Source organism: Paenibacillus sp. FSL H8-0122, from assembly GCF_038005345.1.
Classification (GTDB): domain Bacteria; phylum Bacillota; class Bacilli; order Paenibacillales; family Paenibacillaceae; genus Paenibacillus_AQ.
Map to the genome: position 1 here is coordinate 1,330,953 of NZ_JBBOTB010000001.1, position 18,773 is coordinate 1,349,725.

At 55.1% G+C, this 18,773-nt stretch carries 12 protein-coding genes; 5 read left to right on the top strand and 7 right to left on the bottom strand.

Features of this window, described 5'->3' with window-relative positions; genetic code table 11:
• The first annotated feature begins 138 nt into the window (after window positions 1–138).
• The gene (locus NSS64_RS05840; RefSeq protein WP_341139507.1) at window positions 139–1,338 is read left to right on the top strand and encodes a hypothetical protein; all 1,200 of its coding nucleotides are present in this window, start codon (window positions 139–141) and stop codon (window positions 1,336–1,338) included.
• Window positions 1,339–1,600: 262 nt separating this feature from the next.
• Here the strand turns inward: NSS64_RS05840 and NSS64_RS05845 are convergent, their stop codons facing one another.
• Together NSS64_RS05845 and NSS64_RS05850 are read right to left on the bottom strand one after the other, a co-directional pair.
• Entirely contained in the window at window positions 1,601–2,734 is a 1,134-nt protein-coding gene (locus tag NSS64_RS05845) for a response regulator (RefSeq protein WP_341139508.1), read from the bottom strand.
• Window positions 2,735–2,777: 43 nt separating this feature from the next.
• Window positions 2,778–5,903, bottom strand: a complete 3,126-nt coding sequence (locus NSS64_RS05850; protein WP_341139509.1) for a hybrid sensor histidine kinase/response regulator — start codon at window positions 5,901–5,903, stop codon at window positions 2,778–2,780.
• A 536-nt stretch (window positions 5,904–6,439) separates the two neighbouring features.
• On the opposite strand from NSS64_RS05850, the gene NSS64_RS05855 reads away from it, so the two are divergent.
• Window positions 6,440–6,856 (top strand): MerR family transcriptional regulator, encoded by a 417-nt coding sequence (locus NSS64_RS05855; protein ID WP_341139510.1) that lies wholly within the window; start codon window positions 6,440–6,442, stop codon window positions 6,854–6,856.
• 66 nt (window positions 6,857–6,922) lie between these two features.
• On the opposite strand, the gene NSS64_RS05860 is transcribed toward NSS64_RS05855, so the two are convergent.
• From NSS64_RS05860 to NSS64_RS05880, 5 genes are all read right to left on the bottom strand, one after another.
• Window positions 6,923–9,052: a collagen-like protein gene (locus NSS64_RS05860; protein WP_341139511.1), complete on the bottom strand. Its 2,130-nt coding sequence runs from the start codon at window positions 9,050–9,052 to the stop codon at window positions 6,923–6,925.
• A gap of 111 nt (window positions 9,053–9,163) precedes the next feature.
• A complete protein-coding gene (locus NSS64_RS05865; protein WP_341139512.1) occupies window positions 9,164–11,314 on the bottom strand; it encodes a collagen-like protein in 2,151 nt (716 codons plus the stop codon).
• Window positions 11,315–11,440: 126 nt separating this feature from the next.
• Window positions 11,441–13,597, bottom strand: a complete 2,157-nt coding sequence (locus NSS64_RS05870; RefSeq protein WP_341139513.1) for a collagen-like protein — start codon at window positions 13,595–13,597, stop codon at window positions 11,441–11,443.
• A gap of 35 nt (window positions 13,598–13,632) precedes the next feature.
• A complete protein-coding gene (locus tag NSS64_RS05875; protein WP_341139514.1) occupies window positions 13,633–15,789 on the bottom strand; it encodes a collagen-like protein in 2,157 nt (718 codons plus the stop codon).
• Between the two features lie 110 nt (window positions 15,790–15,899).
• Window positions 15,900–16,313 carry a hypothetical protein gene (locus NSS64_RS05880; protein ID WP_341139515.1) on the bottom strand — a complete coding sequence of 138 codons (414 nt, stop codon included), beginning with the start codon at window positions 16,311–16,313 and terminating at the stop codon, window positions 15,900–15,902.
• 192 nt (window positions 16,314–16,505) lie between these two features.
• Between NSS64_RS05880 and NSS64_RS05885 the strand changes: the two genes are divergently transcribed.
• The 3 genes from NSS64_RS05885 to NSS64_RS05895 all read left to right on the top strand — a co-directional run bounded on the left by NSS64_RS05885 (window position 16,506) and on the right by NSS64_RS05895 (window position 18,763).
• Window positions 16,506–16,784: a hypothetical protein gene (locus tag NSS64_RS05885; protein ID WP_341139516.1), complete on the top strand. Its 279-nt coding sequence runs from the start codon at window positions 16,506–16,508 to the stop codon at window positions 16,782–16,784.
• Complete coding sequence (locus NSS64_RS05890; protein WP_341139517.1) at window positions 16,774–17,316, top strand: hypothetical protein; 543 nt, start codon at window positions 16,774–16,776, stop codon at window positions 17,314–17,316. The genes NSS64_RS05885 and NSS64_RS05890 overlap by 11 nt, the downstream gene beginning before the upstream one ends.
• Window positions 17,317–17,500: 184 nt before the next feature.
• On the top strand, window positions 17,501–18,763 hold the full coding sequence (locus tag NSS64_RS05895; RefSeq protein WP_341139518.1) for a nucleotide sugar dehydrogenase: 1,263 nt from the start codon (window positions 17,501–17,503) through the stop codon (window positions 18,761–18,763).
• The last annotated feature ends 10 nt before the right edge of the window (window positions 18,764–18,773 follow it).

Consider the following 18,773-nt stretch of genomic DNA (forward strand, 5'->3'; position numbering starts at 1 on the left):
TATCCTCAGCCTGCGATTGGTGAAATTATACGTGCAATAAATATTGCGGGGCTATTTTCTACCTGCTTGTAAAAGGGTAATTGATGGCATACAGTGTAACATAGCTGTTATAGAGGGTTGTGAAAGGGAGGGGTTATATTGAGAATTATCCGTAAAATCAGTACCCTGCTGGCGGCTGCGGTTCTGCTGCCAGCCATCCTGCTGCCAGCCATCCTGGTGCCGGCGGGAGCAGAGGCTGCTCCGGTACAGGCGAAGGCTGCGCCGGCCGGGACGGTGGCCGCTGCCGCTTCAGCCGCCCAGAGTCCGGCGACGAACGGCCTGGTGCCGCTGACCGGTGCCATCAACGGCAATCTGCCGATCCATATGTCCATCAAGGTGGAGAGCGGCGGCAAGCTGACCGGCAGTTATTATTATGACAAATACAAACAGACGATCAGGCTCACCGGCAATGTCAACGGCAAAATCGCCCATATGTATGAGTATGACGCCAAAGGCAAGGAGACCGGCCATTTCCAGGGCTGGTGGATTCCCGGCACCGGATTCGCCGGGGTATGGAGCAACCCGGACGGTACCCGGCAGCTGCCGGTTGAAGCGCTGACGAGCGCAGCGGCTGCCAGTCTCAAGGCTCCTAAGGCTGCCGATTGGGGCGGGGAATGGCATACGGCGAACAACTCGCCTTTCTATGGGGCCTATGTTGAATTCAGCAAGGTCAAGAGCGATAAGCTGGTCTTCTCCCTGGATGCCTTCGATGGCGGTCATTCCGGCCAGCTGGTTGAGGAATCGGCAGTGGTACGCAAACGGATGGCCGTATACAAGGAAGAGGACGGCTCGGTGGTCTTTTTCTATCTGCTTAACGGCAAGCTGTACGTAACCAGTCCTTCGCCGGTGTATTCTGCCGGAGCAGACGTAACCTACACCGGAGAATATGTGAGAGGTCCGTACGATGAGAAGGTCTACACGCTGAAGGACACTGGCGTCTTCAAGACGACGGCGGAAGACAAGGCCTTCCGTAAGGTGGTAGGGGAGGACTATGATCTGTTCCTGTACAGTATGCAGCTGCTGGATGAGCCGAAGGATTCGGATGGCCTGGGTGCGAGAGTGGTGCAGGGCGGTGTGCGGGGGCTGTATACCCTGAGCGAAGCCATCATCATGTATGATAAGCAGGGCCGTTACTGGGCAGCCGTCCTCGCCTCGGATGAAGGCGACGAACTGGAAGGCATCGCTGATCCGTATGTCCGGTTCTACACGAACGTACCGGGGACCAACATGCTGCCCGCGACCATTACGAAATGGATGGAGGATTTCCCCGATTACGACGTAGCCTACATGAGTCGTTGATGCCTGGCGCAGAGCGTTTTAAGTTCACAGGAATGGGTACTACAAAAGTGTGAAGCTTCGTTTGACATGGGTAGCTGCTGCACAAGGAACTGTGTACACCGGTGTGTCAGCGGATTCACAATCCCCGTAGCTTGTCACTGAAAGGAAGGGACAGCGCCATGTGCAGGTCCTGCCGTTAGGATGGAGATACGGGAGCAACAAGAAACGGTATGCCTAACCCCTGACCGGGGGTGCCGGCATACCGTTTTTGTATACATAAGGGTCAGGTGTATAGCCGCTTCCAGTTCCCATACCAGCGCTCGACCTTGGCGGACGGGGTGAGCCGCAGGTCCCGCCACAGAAGGCTGCGCAGCTTCTCATATTGTTCCTGGACGAAGCTGAGCTCCCCCAGCCGGTTGTAGAATTCCATAAGCGCCAGGTAGCCCGGCTCATGATAGGGGTGTAGCTCCACGATCTGCTGATAGGTGTTGACGGCTTTGGTGATATTCTCCTTGGCGGTATAATAATCGGCCAGCTCTGTGGCATGCTGCAGGGAGAGGTTCCTCAGCCGCTGGCGCTCGCTCTCGGCCCAGAGGTAATCGTAATCACCCAGGAAATCGCCGGTATAAAGCTTCAGCAGCTCTTCATGCTCCGTGACGTTACGATCACCGACCGGGTCCAGCGAGACAATGCCTTCTTCCCAGAGGACAAAATCAATCTGTGCGTCCCCGCTCTCCAGCATATAACCTTCACCCACGCTTGCATTGCTGATGACGAGGCTGATGTCCGACCGCTTCAGCGATTGCCGGAGCTGATAGATCGCCGTATACAGATGGGTGGACGCACGCTTGAGCGAGATTTCGGGCCACAGCAGCTCAACCAGCTTGTCCTTGACGACGATCCGGTCGTGGTAATAGAGCAGATAAGCGAACAGTTCCTGAGACTTGGAGGTCCGCCAGCGAAAGTCCCTGATCGGTATTCCATCCCGCTCGAACTGGATGGAATTGAAGCCGCGGATCAGCAGCGAGTGTTTTTTGAGTTCTTTGTGCATAGCTTTTTTGCGGTTCCTGATTCTCTGAATGGTTCTGCTGAGCCGTTCCCTGGGGACAGGCTTGAGCAGGTAATCCTGGGCACTAGCCTCGAACGCCTCCAGCGCGAAGCTGTTATGGGCGGTTACGAATACAATGGCTGAACGGGGGCAAATCTCCTCCAGCCTCTTCGCAGTCTCCATTCCGTTCATCCCGGGCATATCAATATCCAGAAAAATAATATCTGCATCCCAGCCGGACGCTTCGCTTAAGGCCAGCAGCGGATTGGTATAGGTTGCCGTTACAATGGCAGATCCCAGCGCTCTGAGTGTCGATTCCAACTGGATCAGAGCGAGCCGTTCATCATCAATCAGCACTACCCGAAGCATTGCCTCACCTCCTCATACAGGATATAGCCGGTGGAGGAAGGGTTCACTCCATCCACCGGACGGGAACAATAAAGGAGACGGTGGTTCCATGGCCGGGACGGCTCCGGATAGATAAGCCCTGCCCGTAACGTTCAATCAGCCGCCGGTTCGTATTCCAAATACCGATACCGGAATCCGTGTCTTTGTTCTTCTTCAGCAAGCGTTCAATTTCAGCCTGCTCCATGCCCTTGCCGTTATCTTGAACCTCGAAGCGGACATGATCCTTCTGCTCTTCAATGCGGATCATGAGGGTGCCTCCCTCGATAAGACTAAGCAGCCCGTGACGGACGGCATTCTCTACCAGCGGCTGCAGGGTCAGCGGGGGGACTAAGAGTAGTCCGCTGTAATTCCGTTTCCACGCGATCTCCAGCCGTTCCCCGAACCGGACCTTCTCGATATACAAATACGCTTCGACCAGCGACAGCTCCTGACGCAAGTGAACCAGCTTCCCGGTATTCATCAGATCGAAGCTGGCGCGCAGGAAGGAGGAGAAGGCGTCAATCAGCTCCTGCATCTGGCGGATATCAATCTGGCTGAGCGTCGAGATCGAATTCAGCGCGTTGAACAGGAAATGAGGACGGATCTGCGCCTGAAGGTAAGCGATCTCCAGGCGCAGGTTGTGCTGGATGCTCTGCTTCATCCTCGCCAGCCCCGTAACCCGGTACTTCAATTCCAGGCTATCGACCGGCTTGGTCACATAATCATTGGCTCCCAGCCGGAATCCGTAATAGATCTCCTCACGCCGCGCACGCGCCGTCAGCAGCAGCACCGGCAATTCGGATGCCGAATACCGCTCTCTGATTCTCCGGGTAAGCTCATACCCGGACATCTGAGGCATCATCACATCCGTGATTAACAGATCCCAGGATTCCTCTCCCAGGTGCTTCAGCGCCTCCTCACCGCTGAGCACAGGAGTCAGCCGGTAGATATCCTCATGCAAAATAGTGGAGAGTACCCGAAGATTCACCGGATCATCGTCAACCACTAAGATGTGGAGTACAGCTTCATCCTGCTGCCCCTCAGCTGCTGCGAACAGAGGAGCAGCGGCAAGGAGCGGGTCTTCGCCTCTGCCTTGGAAATAGGGTGACTGGGCGTTCAGCGTAAAGTCCGGCCATTCCTCTGCTTCGCTCCCGCCGAATCTGCCGTCTGTGAAGAAAGCCCCGTCTGCCAGCGGCAGAGTGAAGCGAAAGACGGAGCCTTCCCCCGGCCTGGACTCCACCGTAAGCCTGCCCCCGTGCAGCTCCACGAGCTGCAGGGTAATGCTCAGGCCCAGACCCAGGCCGCCCCTGTCCTGCCCGCCCGCCTGTTCATAGGGCTGGAAGATACGGCTGAGTACTTCCTCACCAATCCCTTCACCGGTATCGGCAACGCTGATCAGCAGCTGGCCGTCCGCTTCTTCGGCAGATATCCGTATACTGCCGGATTCGGTGAATTTCACAGCATTATGGATCAGGTTAAACAGAATCTGTATAAGCCGCTTCTCATCGGCCCATACAGGCGGAAGTGCTTCGGATGCGCTTACATGAAGTGTAAGGTTTCTGCCTTCCGTTAAATAACGGAGCATGTCCGCAACTCCAGCTGCAATCGTATAGACCGATAACGGCACGGGGTGAAGAACCATCCGGTTCTCCCGCAGCAGGGTCAGATCCATAAGATCATCCAGCAGCTGTGACATTTGGCGTCCGATGCGGACAAGCAGCTCCAGATCGCCCGATTCTTCCTCCGGGCAGGCTGCCCGCCTCTTGTCATACTCGGTCTCAGCAATGCTGAGCATACCATGCAGCGGAGTCCGCAGCTCATGCGAGGTGCTGATCAGGAACCGTTCTTTCTGCTTATCCGTCTGCACCAGCTGTTCATAGAGCTCTCTGTTCTCATCGGAGCGCCGGATATATTGCTTCAGGCCGTAGGTGGAGAACCCGACAATAGCAGCCAGAATGTCAATAGAGTAGAACGGGAGATTCTGCCGGTCACCGTTCAGCGTATTCCCCCATACGACCCCTGACACAATACAGGAAGCGATGAAGGTAAGAAAGCTGACGTCCCTTTTCCGTTTATATACCATTATTCCGAAAATTACAAACATCCAGCAGGGGGGAAGCATATACAAAAGGCTGAAATAAATAGTGGCATTGGACAATACGATCTGAATCGGCAGCACACTTATACAAAGACTGTATAGAACAAGGAGGAAGCTGTAGATCTTGAAGGCCCGCCCTACGGCTTGAGCGCTGTAGAACTTGTAGGTCAGCAGCAGCATGAAAAAGACCATCCATACATAAGACAGGAGCCTGACCTTGAACATCCACGTATAGTTAAGCGGCAGCACAATTAGCAGCAGGACATCGTTGTCCGCTGCAATGGAGAGAGCTGTCGTAATCAGCATAAGAGCAAACAGCAGCAAGACCCGCTGTTTTTTGGCAAGCACATACAGGATACAGACATACAGGGCGTGTAGCAGAAGGATGATGATAGTGGTTAGCTGAAAAGCCGTGGAGTACCAGCGCTCCTTCTGAATGGAGGATTGGGCGCCGAAGCGGATGGAGTAAGAGATTCCGCCCTTCTCTCCATGCTCGAAGTTGGCTGCCTGGATCAGCACAAGCATATCCTGCTTACCCGCAGGCAGGGGGTAGTCTACATTATAGGATACAGCCATCGGCCGGTATAACTCCTTGCGCACAGCAGGTTGTCCCATTGCCGGGTACGTCTGGCCGTTGACTTCGATCCGGGAAGAGGCCTGAATCTGCTGTGCCCAGAAGGAATAGGGTTCATCCAGGGGGTGATCCACGAGTACACGCAGAGCATAGGTCCCGTAGCCGAGAGAAGAACCGGACAGAGCCGATTTCCAGTTACCCGGAACATTAATCATAAGCGGAGCTCCGGCTGCCCCTGAGCGGATATCGCTCTCTGTCACGAGCCGGTTCGGATAAAAGGCCCATTCACCATCGAGAACGAGCGAGTGGGCGTTCTTCAAATTCCAGCCGCGCAAATCAAGCTCGCCCCTGGACGCCGTGGGCTGCTGCGGAAAAGCAAAAATCTGCTGCCATACCGTGTGCATTCCCAGGAGCAAAGACATATACAGCATGATTAAAGTCAAATGCTTGAAGTAATATTTGGAATTTGTATTCATCATAGTCTAATGATTTCGACAAAGGAAAGGCTTAACCTTCTATAACATCAAATAAATTCTTGAACAAACTGGAGCTGCTGCGGCGAATTGTCACTGGAACCTTGACTAGTTTCAGATTCGGTCTTTTGTCCTGCTTTCCAGGCCGGCCAGTAGTGCTGCTTGCACAACCCTTTCGCATAATGCCTCCTATTGCAGTTTTCTATCGTGCATTTTCTTTCATTAATGGCCCTGAGTCTCCCCATTGTGCATCCCTCCATGAAAGTTTCGTTTCAAGTCAAGCCCATTATAGAGAGACCTCATAGACAAGAACTGAACAAAATTGGAATTTAAATTCCAATAATTCTCATTAGATTGTGATATCCGGCTAGTATCCTAGAGAGGTTCAAGCAGGGAATGCTTTCTCTGCCCGGAGTCTTTTGAAACGGCCCCGACGATACTGTTAGATCGTATATTGAATAAATAGGTAATTTTACTCATTTATTGATAGGGCGATGAATATATCTAATGTATAACATTGAAAGACTATGGGAGGTAGTATGATGGTGACCAAAAAACTGTATACTCAATTGGAAGTGATCGAATTATTGAAGCTGCCCCCTACTACCATCAAGCGCTGGCTCGAATACTTCATACATTTCATCCCTGTGGTGCAGAGGGGAGACAGCAAATTCTTTGAATACGAATCTCTCAAAGTTCTGACGCGTGTGAGTGAACTCCGGCAGGACCGTTATCATCTGGGAACCATCGTGCGCATTCTGGTGGAGGAAGGCTTCCCTATGTACTGTGGTCCAAGAGAAATGTCAGGACTACATATGGACAAGTCAGGCATTTCATCGGATTCAGAAGAGTTGAAGAGCAAGGAGCAACAACAGCAGCGTATTGTGTCTTCCATCCTGCTGATCGCAGATGAATTGTACCGGCTTGCCGGACATCTTGATGAGCTGGGACAGAAATAACAGCCCCCCCTCCGGAGCAGAAATTGCTGTTCTGCCGGAGGGGGTGCTGTATTTATAGAAGTATATTTATGGCAATAACTCGAAAATGCTTAAATTGGACAATGCCGGGTCCAATTGGGATCCAGATCCGCTGCTTAAAGTAGTAGCTATTTTAAAATTGAGGTTTAATGAACCGGTTGGCCTGATCACACCTGCGGATTGAATCGTGTATTCCCACGGAACGGTTGTTGAGCCTATCTCTTCAGTGCCGAAATAGGTTATATGTGAAATAGCAGTGCCAAGAAATGCTATTACTTCAATAGAAGTTACCGAACGATTTGCAGGAACCCTTATCCTGAATGAGAAGGAAACATGATAAGAGCGGTTAGCCAGTAAATTAATATTGGTGCCGGCAAGGGTAATACTTCCATTGCTGTTATTATAATCTGTCGTAAACCCAAACGCTGTGAGTCCCGTAGGCAAGGTAGCCGCAACGGGCCGGAACATCGCATTCGGGTTAACGAGAGGCCCCATTGGGCCAGTAACCCCCGTGGGCCCGGTAGGGCCAGTGACCCCGGTAGGACCGGTAGCCCCGGTAGGACCCGTGGCTCCAGTAAGACCCCTGGGTTCAAGGCCAGTAGCTCCTGTAGGGCCAGTGGCCCCGGTAACACCAGTGGCTCCGGTAACGCCTCTGGGTTCAATACCCGTGGCCCCCGTCGCCCCGGTAGCGCCAGTAGCGCCGGTCGCTCCCGTGGCCCCCGTGGCCCCAGTAACACCGGTGGCTCCGGTAACGCCTGTTGGGCCGGTAGCGCCGGTAGCTCCCGTGGCCCCCGTGACGCCCGTGGCCCCCGTAGCACCCGTGATTCCGGTCGCTCCTGTAGCGCCCGTGGCTCCAGTTACGCCTGTGACTCCAGTGATGCCCGTAATTCCAGTGATGCCCGTAACACCGGTGACGCCCGTGGCCCCCGTAGCGCCCGTGGGCCCAGTAGCGCCCGTGGGGCCGGTAGCACCTGTAACGCCCGTGGCTCCCGTGGCCCCAGTAACTCCGGTAGCCCCTGTGGGGCCGGTAGCCCCGGTAAGGCCGGTAGCGCCAGTGGCACCCGTAGCGCCAGTGACCCCCGTAGCGCCTGTAATTCCCGTAACTCCCGTAGCTCCCGTCGCCCCGATAGCCCCTGTAGCGCCCGTGGCTCCGGTAACGCCTGTGGCTCCGGTAACGCCCGTAACTCCGGTTGCCCCGGTAACGCCTGTGGCCCCCGTAGCCCCTGTAGCTCCGGTGGCTCCGGTAACGCCCGTAGCTCCGGTAATCCCGGTACCCCCGGTAACGCCCGTGGCCCCTGTAAGGCCAGTAGCCCCCGTGATGCCAGGAGCTCCGGTAACACCGGTAATGCCTGTGACTCCGGTAACGCCAGTAGCGCCTGTAACCCCGATAGCTCCAGTCATCCCGATGGCTCCTCTAACCCCGGTAGCTCCAGTGGATCCGGTGATGCCCGTCAGTCCGATGTCTCCGCTGGCTCCGACTGGACCTATACCGGTCGGACCGGTAGGTCCCGTAGCTCCGCTCTGCCCGATCTCCACCCACGGTGTCCAGGTGCCGCCTCCGTTCTGGCTGCTGCGGTAGAACAGAACAGGGTTCGAGATATAGATCTGCTGCACGTAATTTCCGACTCTGGAGACATACAAGGTCCAGACCGCTGGATGGATGACCGGCGGAGAGATCGTGGGCGGTGGGCCCGTGGGAGAATCCGAGCTGTAGACGCCTGGTTGATTGAAGGATTCCAGAGGGGAGTCGGAAGGCTCCTCGTTAAGCGAGACCGCATCTACGTCAGCCGCGTCCAGAACAACTACTCCGGCTTGGCCGTTGACGACGACAGCACCGCCGGGGGCGCCTGTAGGTCCCGTAGGTCCGCTGGGCCCAATAACAATAGGCAGATTCGCGGCGGTCTTCAGCTTCGAGTCGAGCATCATTTCCTGCTTGAAGATCGTATCCAGCATAGATTGTACGTTGTTGTTAACCTGTAGCACCTGTGCCAGTGTCGCGGGCGGGCCGCTTAGGCCTGGCAGGGTCCCCAGGGCATACTGAATTTTCTCGCCTTCTGCGTTGAGAATGTGTGCCAGACCCAGCTCTTCCATAGCGATGGAAGAGAAGATCAGATTGACGACATCATCCCGTGTCAATGAAATGGACGGTGTAATATTGGGGATATTGGGTGTAGACAATGAAAACCCTCCTTCGCTTGTACATTGAATTTCACTTCCGGCTCTTAAGAGAGCTCCCCTCTCTACGGCAGAAGACAAATGCAGAAGAGGGGAATCCCTATCTTAAGAATCTTACTCTATCTGGAAGACGCTCACATTGGACCAGGTGTTATTAAATGTAGCGGTAGCTGCTGAGGCAAAAACGATGCTTGCAGTCAGTTGAAGGGTTGGGGTCCCGGCACCTGTCTGAATTAATCCGCTTGATTCCAGCGTTATAGCTGTTAAGCCGGCAACACCTGCAGGTTTGCTTCCAAGATTCGTGATATGGAGGGGGGTGCCGTCCAGAGTGGTAGCTATTTCTGCTGTGGTTACAGCGACAGCTCCTGTGCTTAACGTTATTCTTAATGAAAAAGACATATAATAGGTGCTGTTCGGCTGCAAAAGGATGGAATTGTTGCCGGCGCCAAGTGAAATCGTTCCGCCGCTGCCATTAAATATCGGACTTAATACTATGGGAGTTGGTGTGGCGGTTACGGCTGCAGCAGAAGCAGGCTGGAACATTGCATTTAAATTCGAGCCTGTCGGTCCTGTTGGACCTGTCGCACCGGTAGCACCAGTCGGTCCAGTGGCCCCGGTCGGCCCAGTAGCGCCAGTCGGTCCAGTAGCGCCTGTCGGTCCAGTAGCGCCAGTCGGTCCGGTAGCGCCAGTCGGCCCGGTAGCGCCAGTCGGTCCAGTAGCGCCCGTAGGTCCGGTAGCGCCAGTCGGTCCAGTCGGTCCGGTAGCGCCGGTAGGTCCAGTAGCGCCAGTCGGTCCGGTAGCGCCCGTAGGTCCGGTAGCGCCAGTCGGTCCAGTAGCGCCGGTCGGCCCGGTGATACCCGTAGCACCCGTAGCGCCCGTAGCACCTGTAGCACCCGTAGCACCCGTAGCGCCCGTAGTACCCGTGGCGCCCGTAGCACCTGTGGCACCTGTGGCCCCGGTAGCACCGGTAGCGCCAGTCGGTCCAGTAGCGCCAGTCGGTCCGGTAGGGCCAGTCGGTCCGGTAGGGCCAGTCGGTCCGGTAGGGCCAGTCGGTCCAGTAGCACCTGTAGCGCCTGTGGCACCCGTGGCTCCGGTAGCGCCCGTGGCTCCGGTAGTGCCCGTAACCCCGGTAACACCCGTAGCACCGGTAGCACCGGTAGCGCCGGTAGCGCCTGTAGCGCCAGTAGGTCCGGTAACGCCAGTCGGTCCAGTCGGTCCAGTGGCACCGGTCGGTCCAGTAGCGCCGGTCGGTCCGGTAAGCCCCGTAGGTCCAGTAGAGCCCGTCGGTCCAGTGGCGCCCGTAACGCCGGTAGCCCCAGTAGCGCCCGTAGGCCCAGTAGCACCAGTCGGACCAGTAGCGCCGGTAGCGCCGGTGGCTCCGGTAGCGCCAGTGATACCAGTGGCCCCCGTAGGTCCCGTAGCGCCCATGGCTCCAGTGGCCCCGGTAGCACCGGTGACCCCGGTAGCACCGGTAATCCCCGTAGCACCAGTAATACCGGTCGGTCCGGTAAGCCCTCTAGGTCCAGTAGCACCAGTCGGTCCGATGATACCTGTAGGGCCGGTAACGCCGACACCGGTCGGCCCTACAGCACCAGTAGCTCCCCGTTGTCCAATTTCGATCCACGGGCCCCAGTGGTCCCCGTTATCCTGAGAGCTTCGGTAGAAGAGGACAGGGTTCGAGATATAGATCTGCTGCACATAGGTACCAACCCGGGAGACATACAGAGTCCAGACCGGCGGATGTGCTACTCCCGTGGGACCATGCCCAGGCACCGGACCAGTTGGATTATTGGAGCTATAGACACCGGCATCTACGAAGGTGTTAAGATCAGAACCGGAAGGCTCCACATTTTCGGGAAAGGCGCCTACATCTGCAGCATCCAATACGACAACACCGGACTGTCCGTTGACTGTAGTGACGGCGCCTGCGGCGCCGGTGGGTCCGACAGGTCCGGTGGGCCCCTGCAAGGTGGGAACGTTGGCAGCGGTCTTAAGCTTCGAGTCAAGCATCATTTCCTGCCGGAAGATCGTATCCAGCATGCCTTGCGTACTGGTATTCACATCCAGAATCTGTTGCAATGTAGCGCCTGGACCCGTAATTCCCGGCAGTGTACCGAGGGCGAACTGAATTTTCTCTCCTTCCGCGTTAATAATATGTGCCAACCCCAGCTCTTCCATGGCGATGGAAGAGAACAAGAGGTTCACCACATCATCCCGTGTTAATGTAATCGTCGGGGAAATATTGGGGATATTAGGTGTAGACAAAATAAAAACCTCCTTATGGGTGGGATGGTATAAGGTATTCCTGCACGTTCTTATCCGGTATGGATAAGTGCCTATTTGAAACACCTATTATTAAGGTTTGAATATATGGTAAAATTTAGGTTTGGTTTATTCAACTTGATAAATGCTTAAGCTGGACAAGTTGGTAGTGAATGCAGGTGTCGCCTGACCATCCAGCGAGAGGGTGATCTGTACTTGCAACGTTTGAACGGGCGCTGACCCGGTCAGGATTAATCCGCCAGCCAGAGCCGTATAGTTCGCAGGAGCATTGCCGGGGCCGAATAATTCAGAATCAATAAGCGACACATAGGTCTGAGTGCCGTTGAGGAGAGTAATAATCTCCAATAATCGGATGTCGAAATTGTCCCCGGGCGAGAATATATTAATCAAGAATGATAGAGAAAGATAGTAGACGCTGTCCGGCAGCATAACGATCTTCTGTCGGGTGTTATCCAGATAAATACTGCCGCCGCTGTTATTGAAAATTTCAGTGAACGTGATGATAGTCGCTGTATTTCTTAGTATTTCTGCACCTGGCTGGAACAAGGCATTGTTGACAAAGATAAGATTGGACCCGGTAACGCCCCGGTGTCCTCTGGCTCCGCCAACACCGCTGGTTCCCGTTACACCAGCTGGCCCCCTCTGCCCGGCCATCCCACGTATGCCCTTTAGCCCGCGCAGCCCGGCATTCCCTCGTGCACCAGCCGGACCGGTGATGCCCGGGGGACGTTGTCCGGCAGCCCCCCGAATGCCGGAAGCTCCTCTCACACCGCGAATTCCCCGCTGTCCTGCGGCTCCGCCAACTCCCTGAGCACCCGGTACTATTTTGCCTTCTACGCCATCCAGGCCCTTCTTCCCCGGGGTGCCCCGTAACCCGAACGGTCCCCGGATTCCCCTGTGGCCCGATGATCCCCGTACCCCGGAGATTCCTTGAATGCCGTTAATACCCTCTGATCCTGGAATACCCCTCCGGCGTATTCCAGCGGCCCCGGTTCCGCCCCGGAAGCCCTCCGGTCCGGTAACTCCCTGTTTACCAGCAGGTCCCGTAATACCTGTATGGCCTTGCGGCCCATCCAGTCCCTGCCTTCCAACGGGTCCGATAACACCATTCATCCCTGTGTGGCCGGCTTCGCCCCGGGCACCCGGTCCGGTAATTCCCCGGCTTCCATCCGTTCCTGTTGCTCCAGCACGGCCTTGAATCCCTCTGAATCCCCTGGGCCCGCTATCTCCTCTCCTGCCATCTAGTCCCCGAAGGCCGTCAGAGCCCTGAATGCCGCGCAGCCCGGAAGGCCCTGTACCTCCACGTAACCCTGTTGTTCCTGCGGGTCCTAACCCTCCCCGGGTCCCGGTTGGACCTGTAATTCCTCGAAGCCCGATTGAACCGGTATTTCCCGCTGAACCGGTGGCACCTGAAGGGCCGCTGATGCCTCTGGGGCCAGGTATGCCGTCTGGTCCGGTGTCTCCCACCGGTCCCGTCATGCCCTTTGTTCCCGTGAGTCCCATCGGTCCTGGAGTGCCAGTTGTTCCAGTAGTGCCGTCTGGACCAGTGACGCCTATCGAACCTGTAACACCTGCACCTGCCGGACCGGAAGGCCCGGTTATACCGCGCCGCCCAATATCTATCCAGAGCGTCCAGTCGCCCCCGCTGTTCTGGCTACTGCGATAGAAGAGGGCAGGGTTCGAGACATAGATCTGTTGTACATACGTTCCAACCTGTGAGACGTACAGGGTCCAGACCGCAGGGTGGGTGACGACTGGACCGTGTGTAGGCACTGGGCCAGTTGGATTATTGGAGCTATAGACACCGGCTTCTATGCAGGAATCAAGATTGGAATTGGAAGGCTCCACACTATAGGGCAGTGCACCGACATCTGCAGTATCAAGCGCCACAGCACCTGTCTGGCCGTTGACACTGCTTACGGTTCCGGCTGCACCAGTCGGCCCGGATAGACCAGCTGGGCCGGGTAGAGTTGGAATACCTGCGGCAGTTCTCAGCTTGGAATCCAGCATCATTTCTTGACGGAAGAGGGAATTCATCATACCTTGCGTACTGTTATTCACATCCAGAATCTGCTGTAGGGTAGCGGGTGGCCCGCTTAATCCCGGAAGTGTACCGAGGGCGAACTGTATTTTCTCTCCTTCCGCATTGATAATGTGCGCCAGACCCAGTTCCTCCATAGCAATGGAAGAGAACAACAGATTGATCACATCATCCCGTGACAGTGAGACCGTCGGGGTAATATTAGGAACATTGGGTGTAGACAAATCACAACCTCCTTAATATATGAATACAAGGTTATTCATCCCAGCCGGATAATGCTCAAATTAGACCAAGACGATTCTGTTACAGCATCGGCTGTCCCGCCCAGGACAATATCTGCGGTCAGTTGCAATGTTTGCACGGGATCGTTCCCAGTTCTTATGAATCCGTATGAACCCAGCATGAAGGGCAGGGAAGAAGAAGACAGACTCTCGGGTCTGCTACCGGCGATGGCCACGGGTTGATCTACATCATTAAGTGTTAAGAAGAATTCGACAGAAGTTACAGCTACATCAGCCGGTGTGAGATTAATACGTACATAGAACGAAACATAGTAAAGGCTGCCCGGCTGCAGATTAATAGTATCTGCACCGGTATCCAGAGTAATCGTTCCGCTGCTGTGGTTGAATACTTCTAAGAATGAAAGCGGAAAATTTCTGTTGGTTATTATCTCATCTAAGGGTTGAAACACTGCGTTGTAGCTGATGATAGTCGAACCTGTAGATCCGGTTGATCCCAGGGCTCCAGTCGCTCCGTTGACGCCGGATAGCCCTGCTACAACACTAGTCAGCCCGGTAACGCCGGTAGGTCCGGTAACGCCGGTAGGTCCGGTAACCCCGGTGGGTCCGGTAACGCCGGTAGGTCCAGTAACACCGGTTGCCCCCGTAACGCCGGTTGGCCCCGTAACGCCGGTTGGCCCTGTAACGCCGGTTGGCCCCGTAACGCCAGTTGAACCGGTAACGCCAGTTGGCCCGGTCGCACCAGTCGGCCCGGTAACGCCAGTCGGCCCGGTAACACCAGTCGGCCCGGTCGCACCAGTCGGCCCCGTAATGCCAGTCGGCCCGGTAACACCAGTCGGCCCGGTAGCGCCGGTTGGCCCGGTAACGCCGGTAGGTCCGGTAGCACCGGTCGTGCCCGTAACGCCGGTCGGCCCCGTAATGCCAGTCGGCCCCCCTACACCTCTCGTTCCAGTGATTCCGGTGGGTCCCGTGGTCCCCAATATTCCAGTGCTGCCAGTCAGCCCGGTAGGTCCGGTAGGTCCGGTACTGCCGTTGGGCCCTGTGATCCCGGCGGGTCCGGTGGGTCCGGTTGGGCCCCTTGCGCCTGCAGATCCCGTGGTACCAGTGGGTCCGGTAACGCCAGTAGCCCCGGTACCACCGGTAGCTCCCGCGAATCCAGTGGGCCCGGTAGCGCCTGTCGGTCCAGTCACACCTGTACCTCCGTTAATTCCTGTTGCCCCTCTAATTCCTGTTGGACCCATAGGACCGAGTGGTCCGGTGCTGCCCGTTGACCCGCTTGGCCCTCTGTGCCCGATGGGTCCGGTTGGCCCGGCGATTCCGTCAGGACCTCTGCTTCCTTGTCGCCCAGCGACGCCGTCAGACCCTTGTACTCCTTCCGGACCGGTGATGCCAACCGGACCCGCAGGTCCCGTCGGACCGGTGATCCCCTGCCTGCCAACTGCACCGTCAGGTCCCCTCGCACCTGCCGGTCCTCTGGCACCAGGTCCGGTAGGTCCGCTTGGCCCAGTTACTCCGCGGTGTCCGAGAGCTTCCCACGGCGTCCAGTTCCCTCCCGCATCCTGACTGCTGCGGTAGAATAGAGCAGGATTCGAGATATAGAGCTGCTGGACGTAATTCCCTACACGGGAGACATACAGCGTCCAGACCGCCGGGTGGCCTACAGGCTGCGGACCGTCCAGAGGTGCATTTCCATTATCGTCATTGGAACTGTACACACCAGGCTGGATGAAAGATTTCAGGGGAGAGTCAGAAGGATCTTCGCTATAGGGCAGAGCCTCTATCTCGTCAGAGTCCAGCAGGACTGCACCTGTCTGGCCATTAACACTGATAACGCCTCCGGCCACCCCGGCAGGTCCAGTAACGCCGGAAGGCCCAATGACGGGCTTCAGGGTGGTGGCGGTCTTCAGCTTGGAGTCCAGCATCATCTCCTGGCGGAAGATGGTATCCAGCATGGCTTTTGCGCTGTTATTCACCTCCAGAATCTGTGCCAGTGAGGCAGGTGGTCCGCTGATTCCCGGAAGGGTGCCCAAGGCATACTGGATCTTTTCACCTTCGGCATTGATAATGTGAGCCAGGCCCAGCTCTTCCATAGCAATGGATGACATGATGAGATTTATTGCTTGATCCCTGGTTAGGGTAATGGATGGAGTAATATTGGGGATATTTGGGGTAGACAAATAAGACCCTCCTTAATGGTCGGATCTTATACTATATGTGTATATTCAATAGGGGGAAGTGCTTGGGGGTATTAGCCTAATTGATTATAAGTAAGGGTGTGTCACGCCAATCAATCGTCATTGAAATCCTCAACCAAATCCTCGTTCAACGCCGCATCCAATTCCTCCGCTTCACCGAAATCACTGAAATCACTGAAATCACTGAAATCCCCGGATTCACCGTTGAGGTCATTATCATCCGTGAGCAGGCGAAGAATGCGGTCCAGCTTGCTTAGGCTTAACCATTGACCATTCGAGACTTCCTCAAGGAGTCTGGAGGCTGTATTGTTGATGCGGATAACGCTCATATAGCTTAATTCTTCCGGACGGGACTTAATGAAGGCTTGTATAGCATCCGCTTCCGCACTGATAATGTGGGACAGTGAGATTTCGTTCATGGCCACGGAAGTGAGCAGGAGGGCAAGGCTTTCGCGCTTAGTGATTGATTGGCCGGGCTTCGTTTCGGGAGAATCAGGCAAGGACATCCTTGGAACACCTCCTGTGACCGGCTGCAAGATCCGGAACTATTATAGTATCAATATATAAAGAACAAGCCGTATCTATTCCACCTATTCATTCGCGGCGTCCGAAAATCCGAAAAGTCCGATATATTAGGGGAGCTGACTGCATAAAATATAATATTAAGCATCTGTGCACCTGTTAAAGGAGTGTAGAAATTGCGGACGAAACCAAAAATTACGGAAGCGGTGCTTCTGGCTGCCGCTGTTGAGCAAAGGGCTATCGTGACTATGCTGGCGGCCTTGACGTCTATGTTACAGGCTGTTGCTTCTGAGCAGGCGGAGGAGCGGCAATATCAGCCGTCCGGGCAGTTGTCCCGTCTGGAGAGAGCTGTTATCCGGGTGCTTCAGGCTCTGACGCGAAGACAAGTGGTCCTGCTTCATTACTTCATCCTCAATAGCCGCCTGTTGGACGAGGTGGATAACAGTGAAGCGTGAGACTTCGGGGCCAGTCGTTGAAGAGTTGAAGAAGGCTGTGGGCGAAGCGCTCGGCCAGATGGAAGCATTCAAGCAGGCAAGCCGGTTGATTCCTGTACAGGTAGAGAATGAGCTTAATGAATTAATCGCCAGAACCAGGCTCCTGCTCCATTGGAGCGAAGATGAAGGTGAAACCGGGAGCCGGAAGCCCGAGACTGCAAAGGACAGTAAGCCGGTGGTCTTCCGGAGAGTAAGCAGTATCAGAGCTGGCGGCAAATCACTGTTCCGCAGTGTAGCTGAACCCCTTCCTGCTGTTCGTCAGCACCCCGGCAAGCCGGAGCTGCTTGAGCGCCTGAAGCTGCCTGAGCGTCCGAAGCCTAAGAAGCGGAAGACCGCAGGCAATCCTGCAAAAATGAATAAGAAAAATAACAAGCCTGCCCCGCCGCTTAAACCGGCAGCCAAGCAGTCCCAGCCGCAAGGGCCAAAGATCACGGCTCAGGCAGAAGATATCCCGGATATCCGGACCTCCTCCAATTTGAAACTGAAGGACTGAGAAGAACCTGAGTAACGTCAGGTTCTTTTTTTATGGTTTCAAGCAAATTCCGTCCGTTAAGTCCGTGAATGAATGCACCTTTCAGAAGCGGCTACATATGCTGTCTATGGTTAAGGCCCTTCCGGTCCTGAGGCGAGCCAATATACGGACCCGAGCCGGATAATTTGGTGAGAGGAGTACATCTATGAAACGGAAAATTGTGGTCGTCGGTCTGGGATATGTTGGTCTTCCGCTGGCGCTGTTGTTTCATCAGAAGGATTATCATGTCATTGGTATTGACGTGGACGAAGACAAACTAGTGAAGCTGCGCGAGGGAAGATCCTATATTTCCGACATTAGCGATGACCAAATCGGATGGCTGAATGCGTCGGGGAGCTTTGAATACACCGGTGATTTCTCCAGATTAAGCGAGTCGGAAGCGATTATCATCTGTGTTCCTACCCCGCTGTCGGAGAGCAGTGATCCGGATCTCAGCTATTTGAAGGGCGCCATGCAGTCTATCCTGCCCTATCTGAGACCGCAGCAGCTCATTGTCGTGGAGAGCTCCACCTATCCCGGAACTACCGAGGAGGAATTCGTACCGCTGCTGGAGCAGCATCAATACACTGTCGGCGAGGATGTATTCGTAGGCTACTCTCCCGAACGCATTGATCCGGGCAACCTGATGTATTCACTTGAGAATATCGCAAAGGTGGTTAGCGGAGCCACTGCGGGCTGTCTGGAGCGGATCGTGAACCTCTATCAGACGGTCTTCCGGACGATTGTACCGGTTAGTTCAACCAAAGCGGCAGAGATGACGAAGCTGCTGGAGAATACCTACCGCTTCATTAATATTTCCTTCATTAATGAGATTGGCAGGCTCTGCGAGGGGATGGGCATTGATGTCTGGGAGGTTATCGAGGCTGCAGCTACCAAGCCTTATGGCTTCACCAGCTATGATCCAGGTCCCGGTATTGGCGGCCACTGCATTCCAGTAGATCCGCTCTATTTGAAATGGAAAGCCAATCTGGAGGGGATGGAGACGCCGTTCATTGACCTTGCCAAGAACATTAACGACTCTCAGCCTGCGTATGTAATGGGCCGTATCAAGCAATTACTGGCCGAATGTAACAGGAATGACCGGGTAAGGATTCTGCAAATCGGGCTGGCTTACAAAGCCAATATTGCGGATCTGCGGGAATCACCGTCGATCAGCCTATTTCAGCTCCTGGTAGCTGAGGGGTACGAGGTAAATTATCATGATCCCTTCATTTCTAAATTTACAGCAGGCGGCCATGAATATCTGCATGTGGATCTTAGCGAAGAGGTCCTTAATGAATATGATTGCGTAGTGATCGCCACCGCTCACCAGAGTGTCGATTATGAGATGATCCTGCGCGCTGCACCGCTGATTTTCGATACCAGGAACTGCTATGAGCTTGCTTATTCTCATGTTGTTAAACTTTAAATTCAAGGAG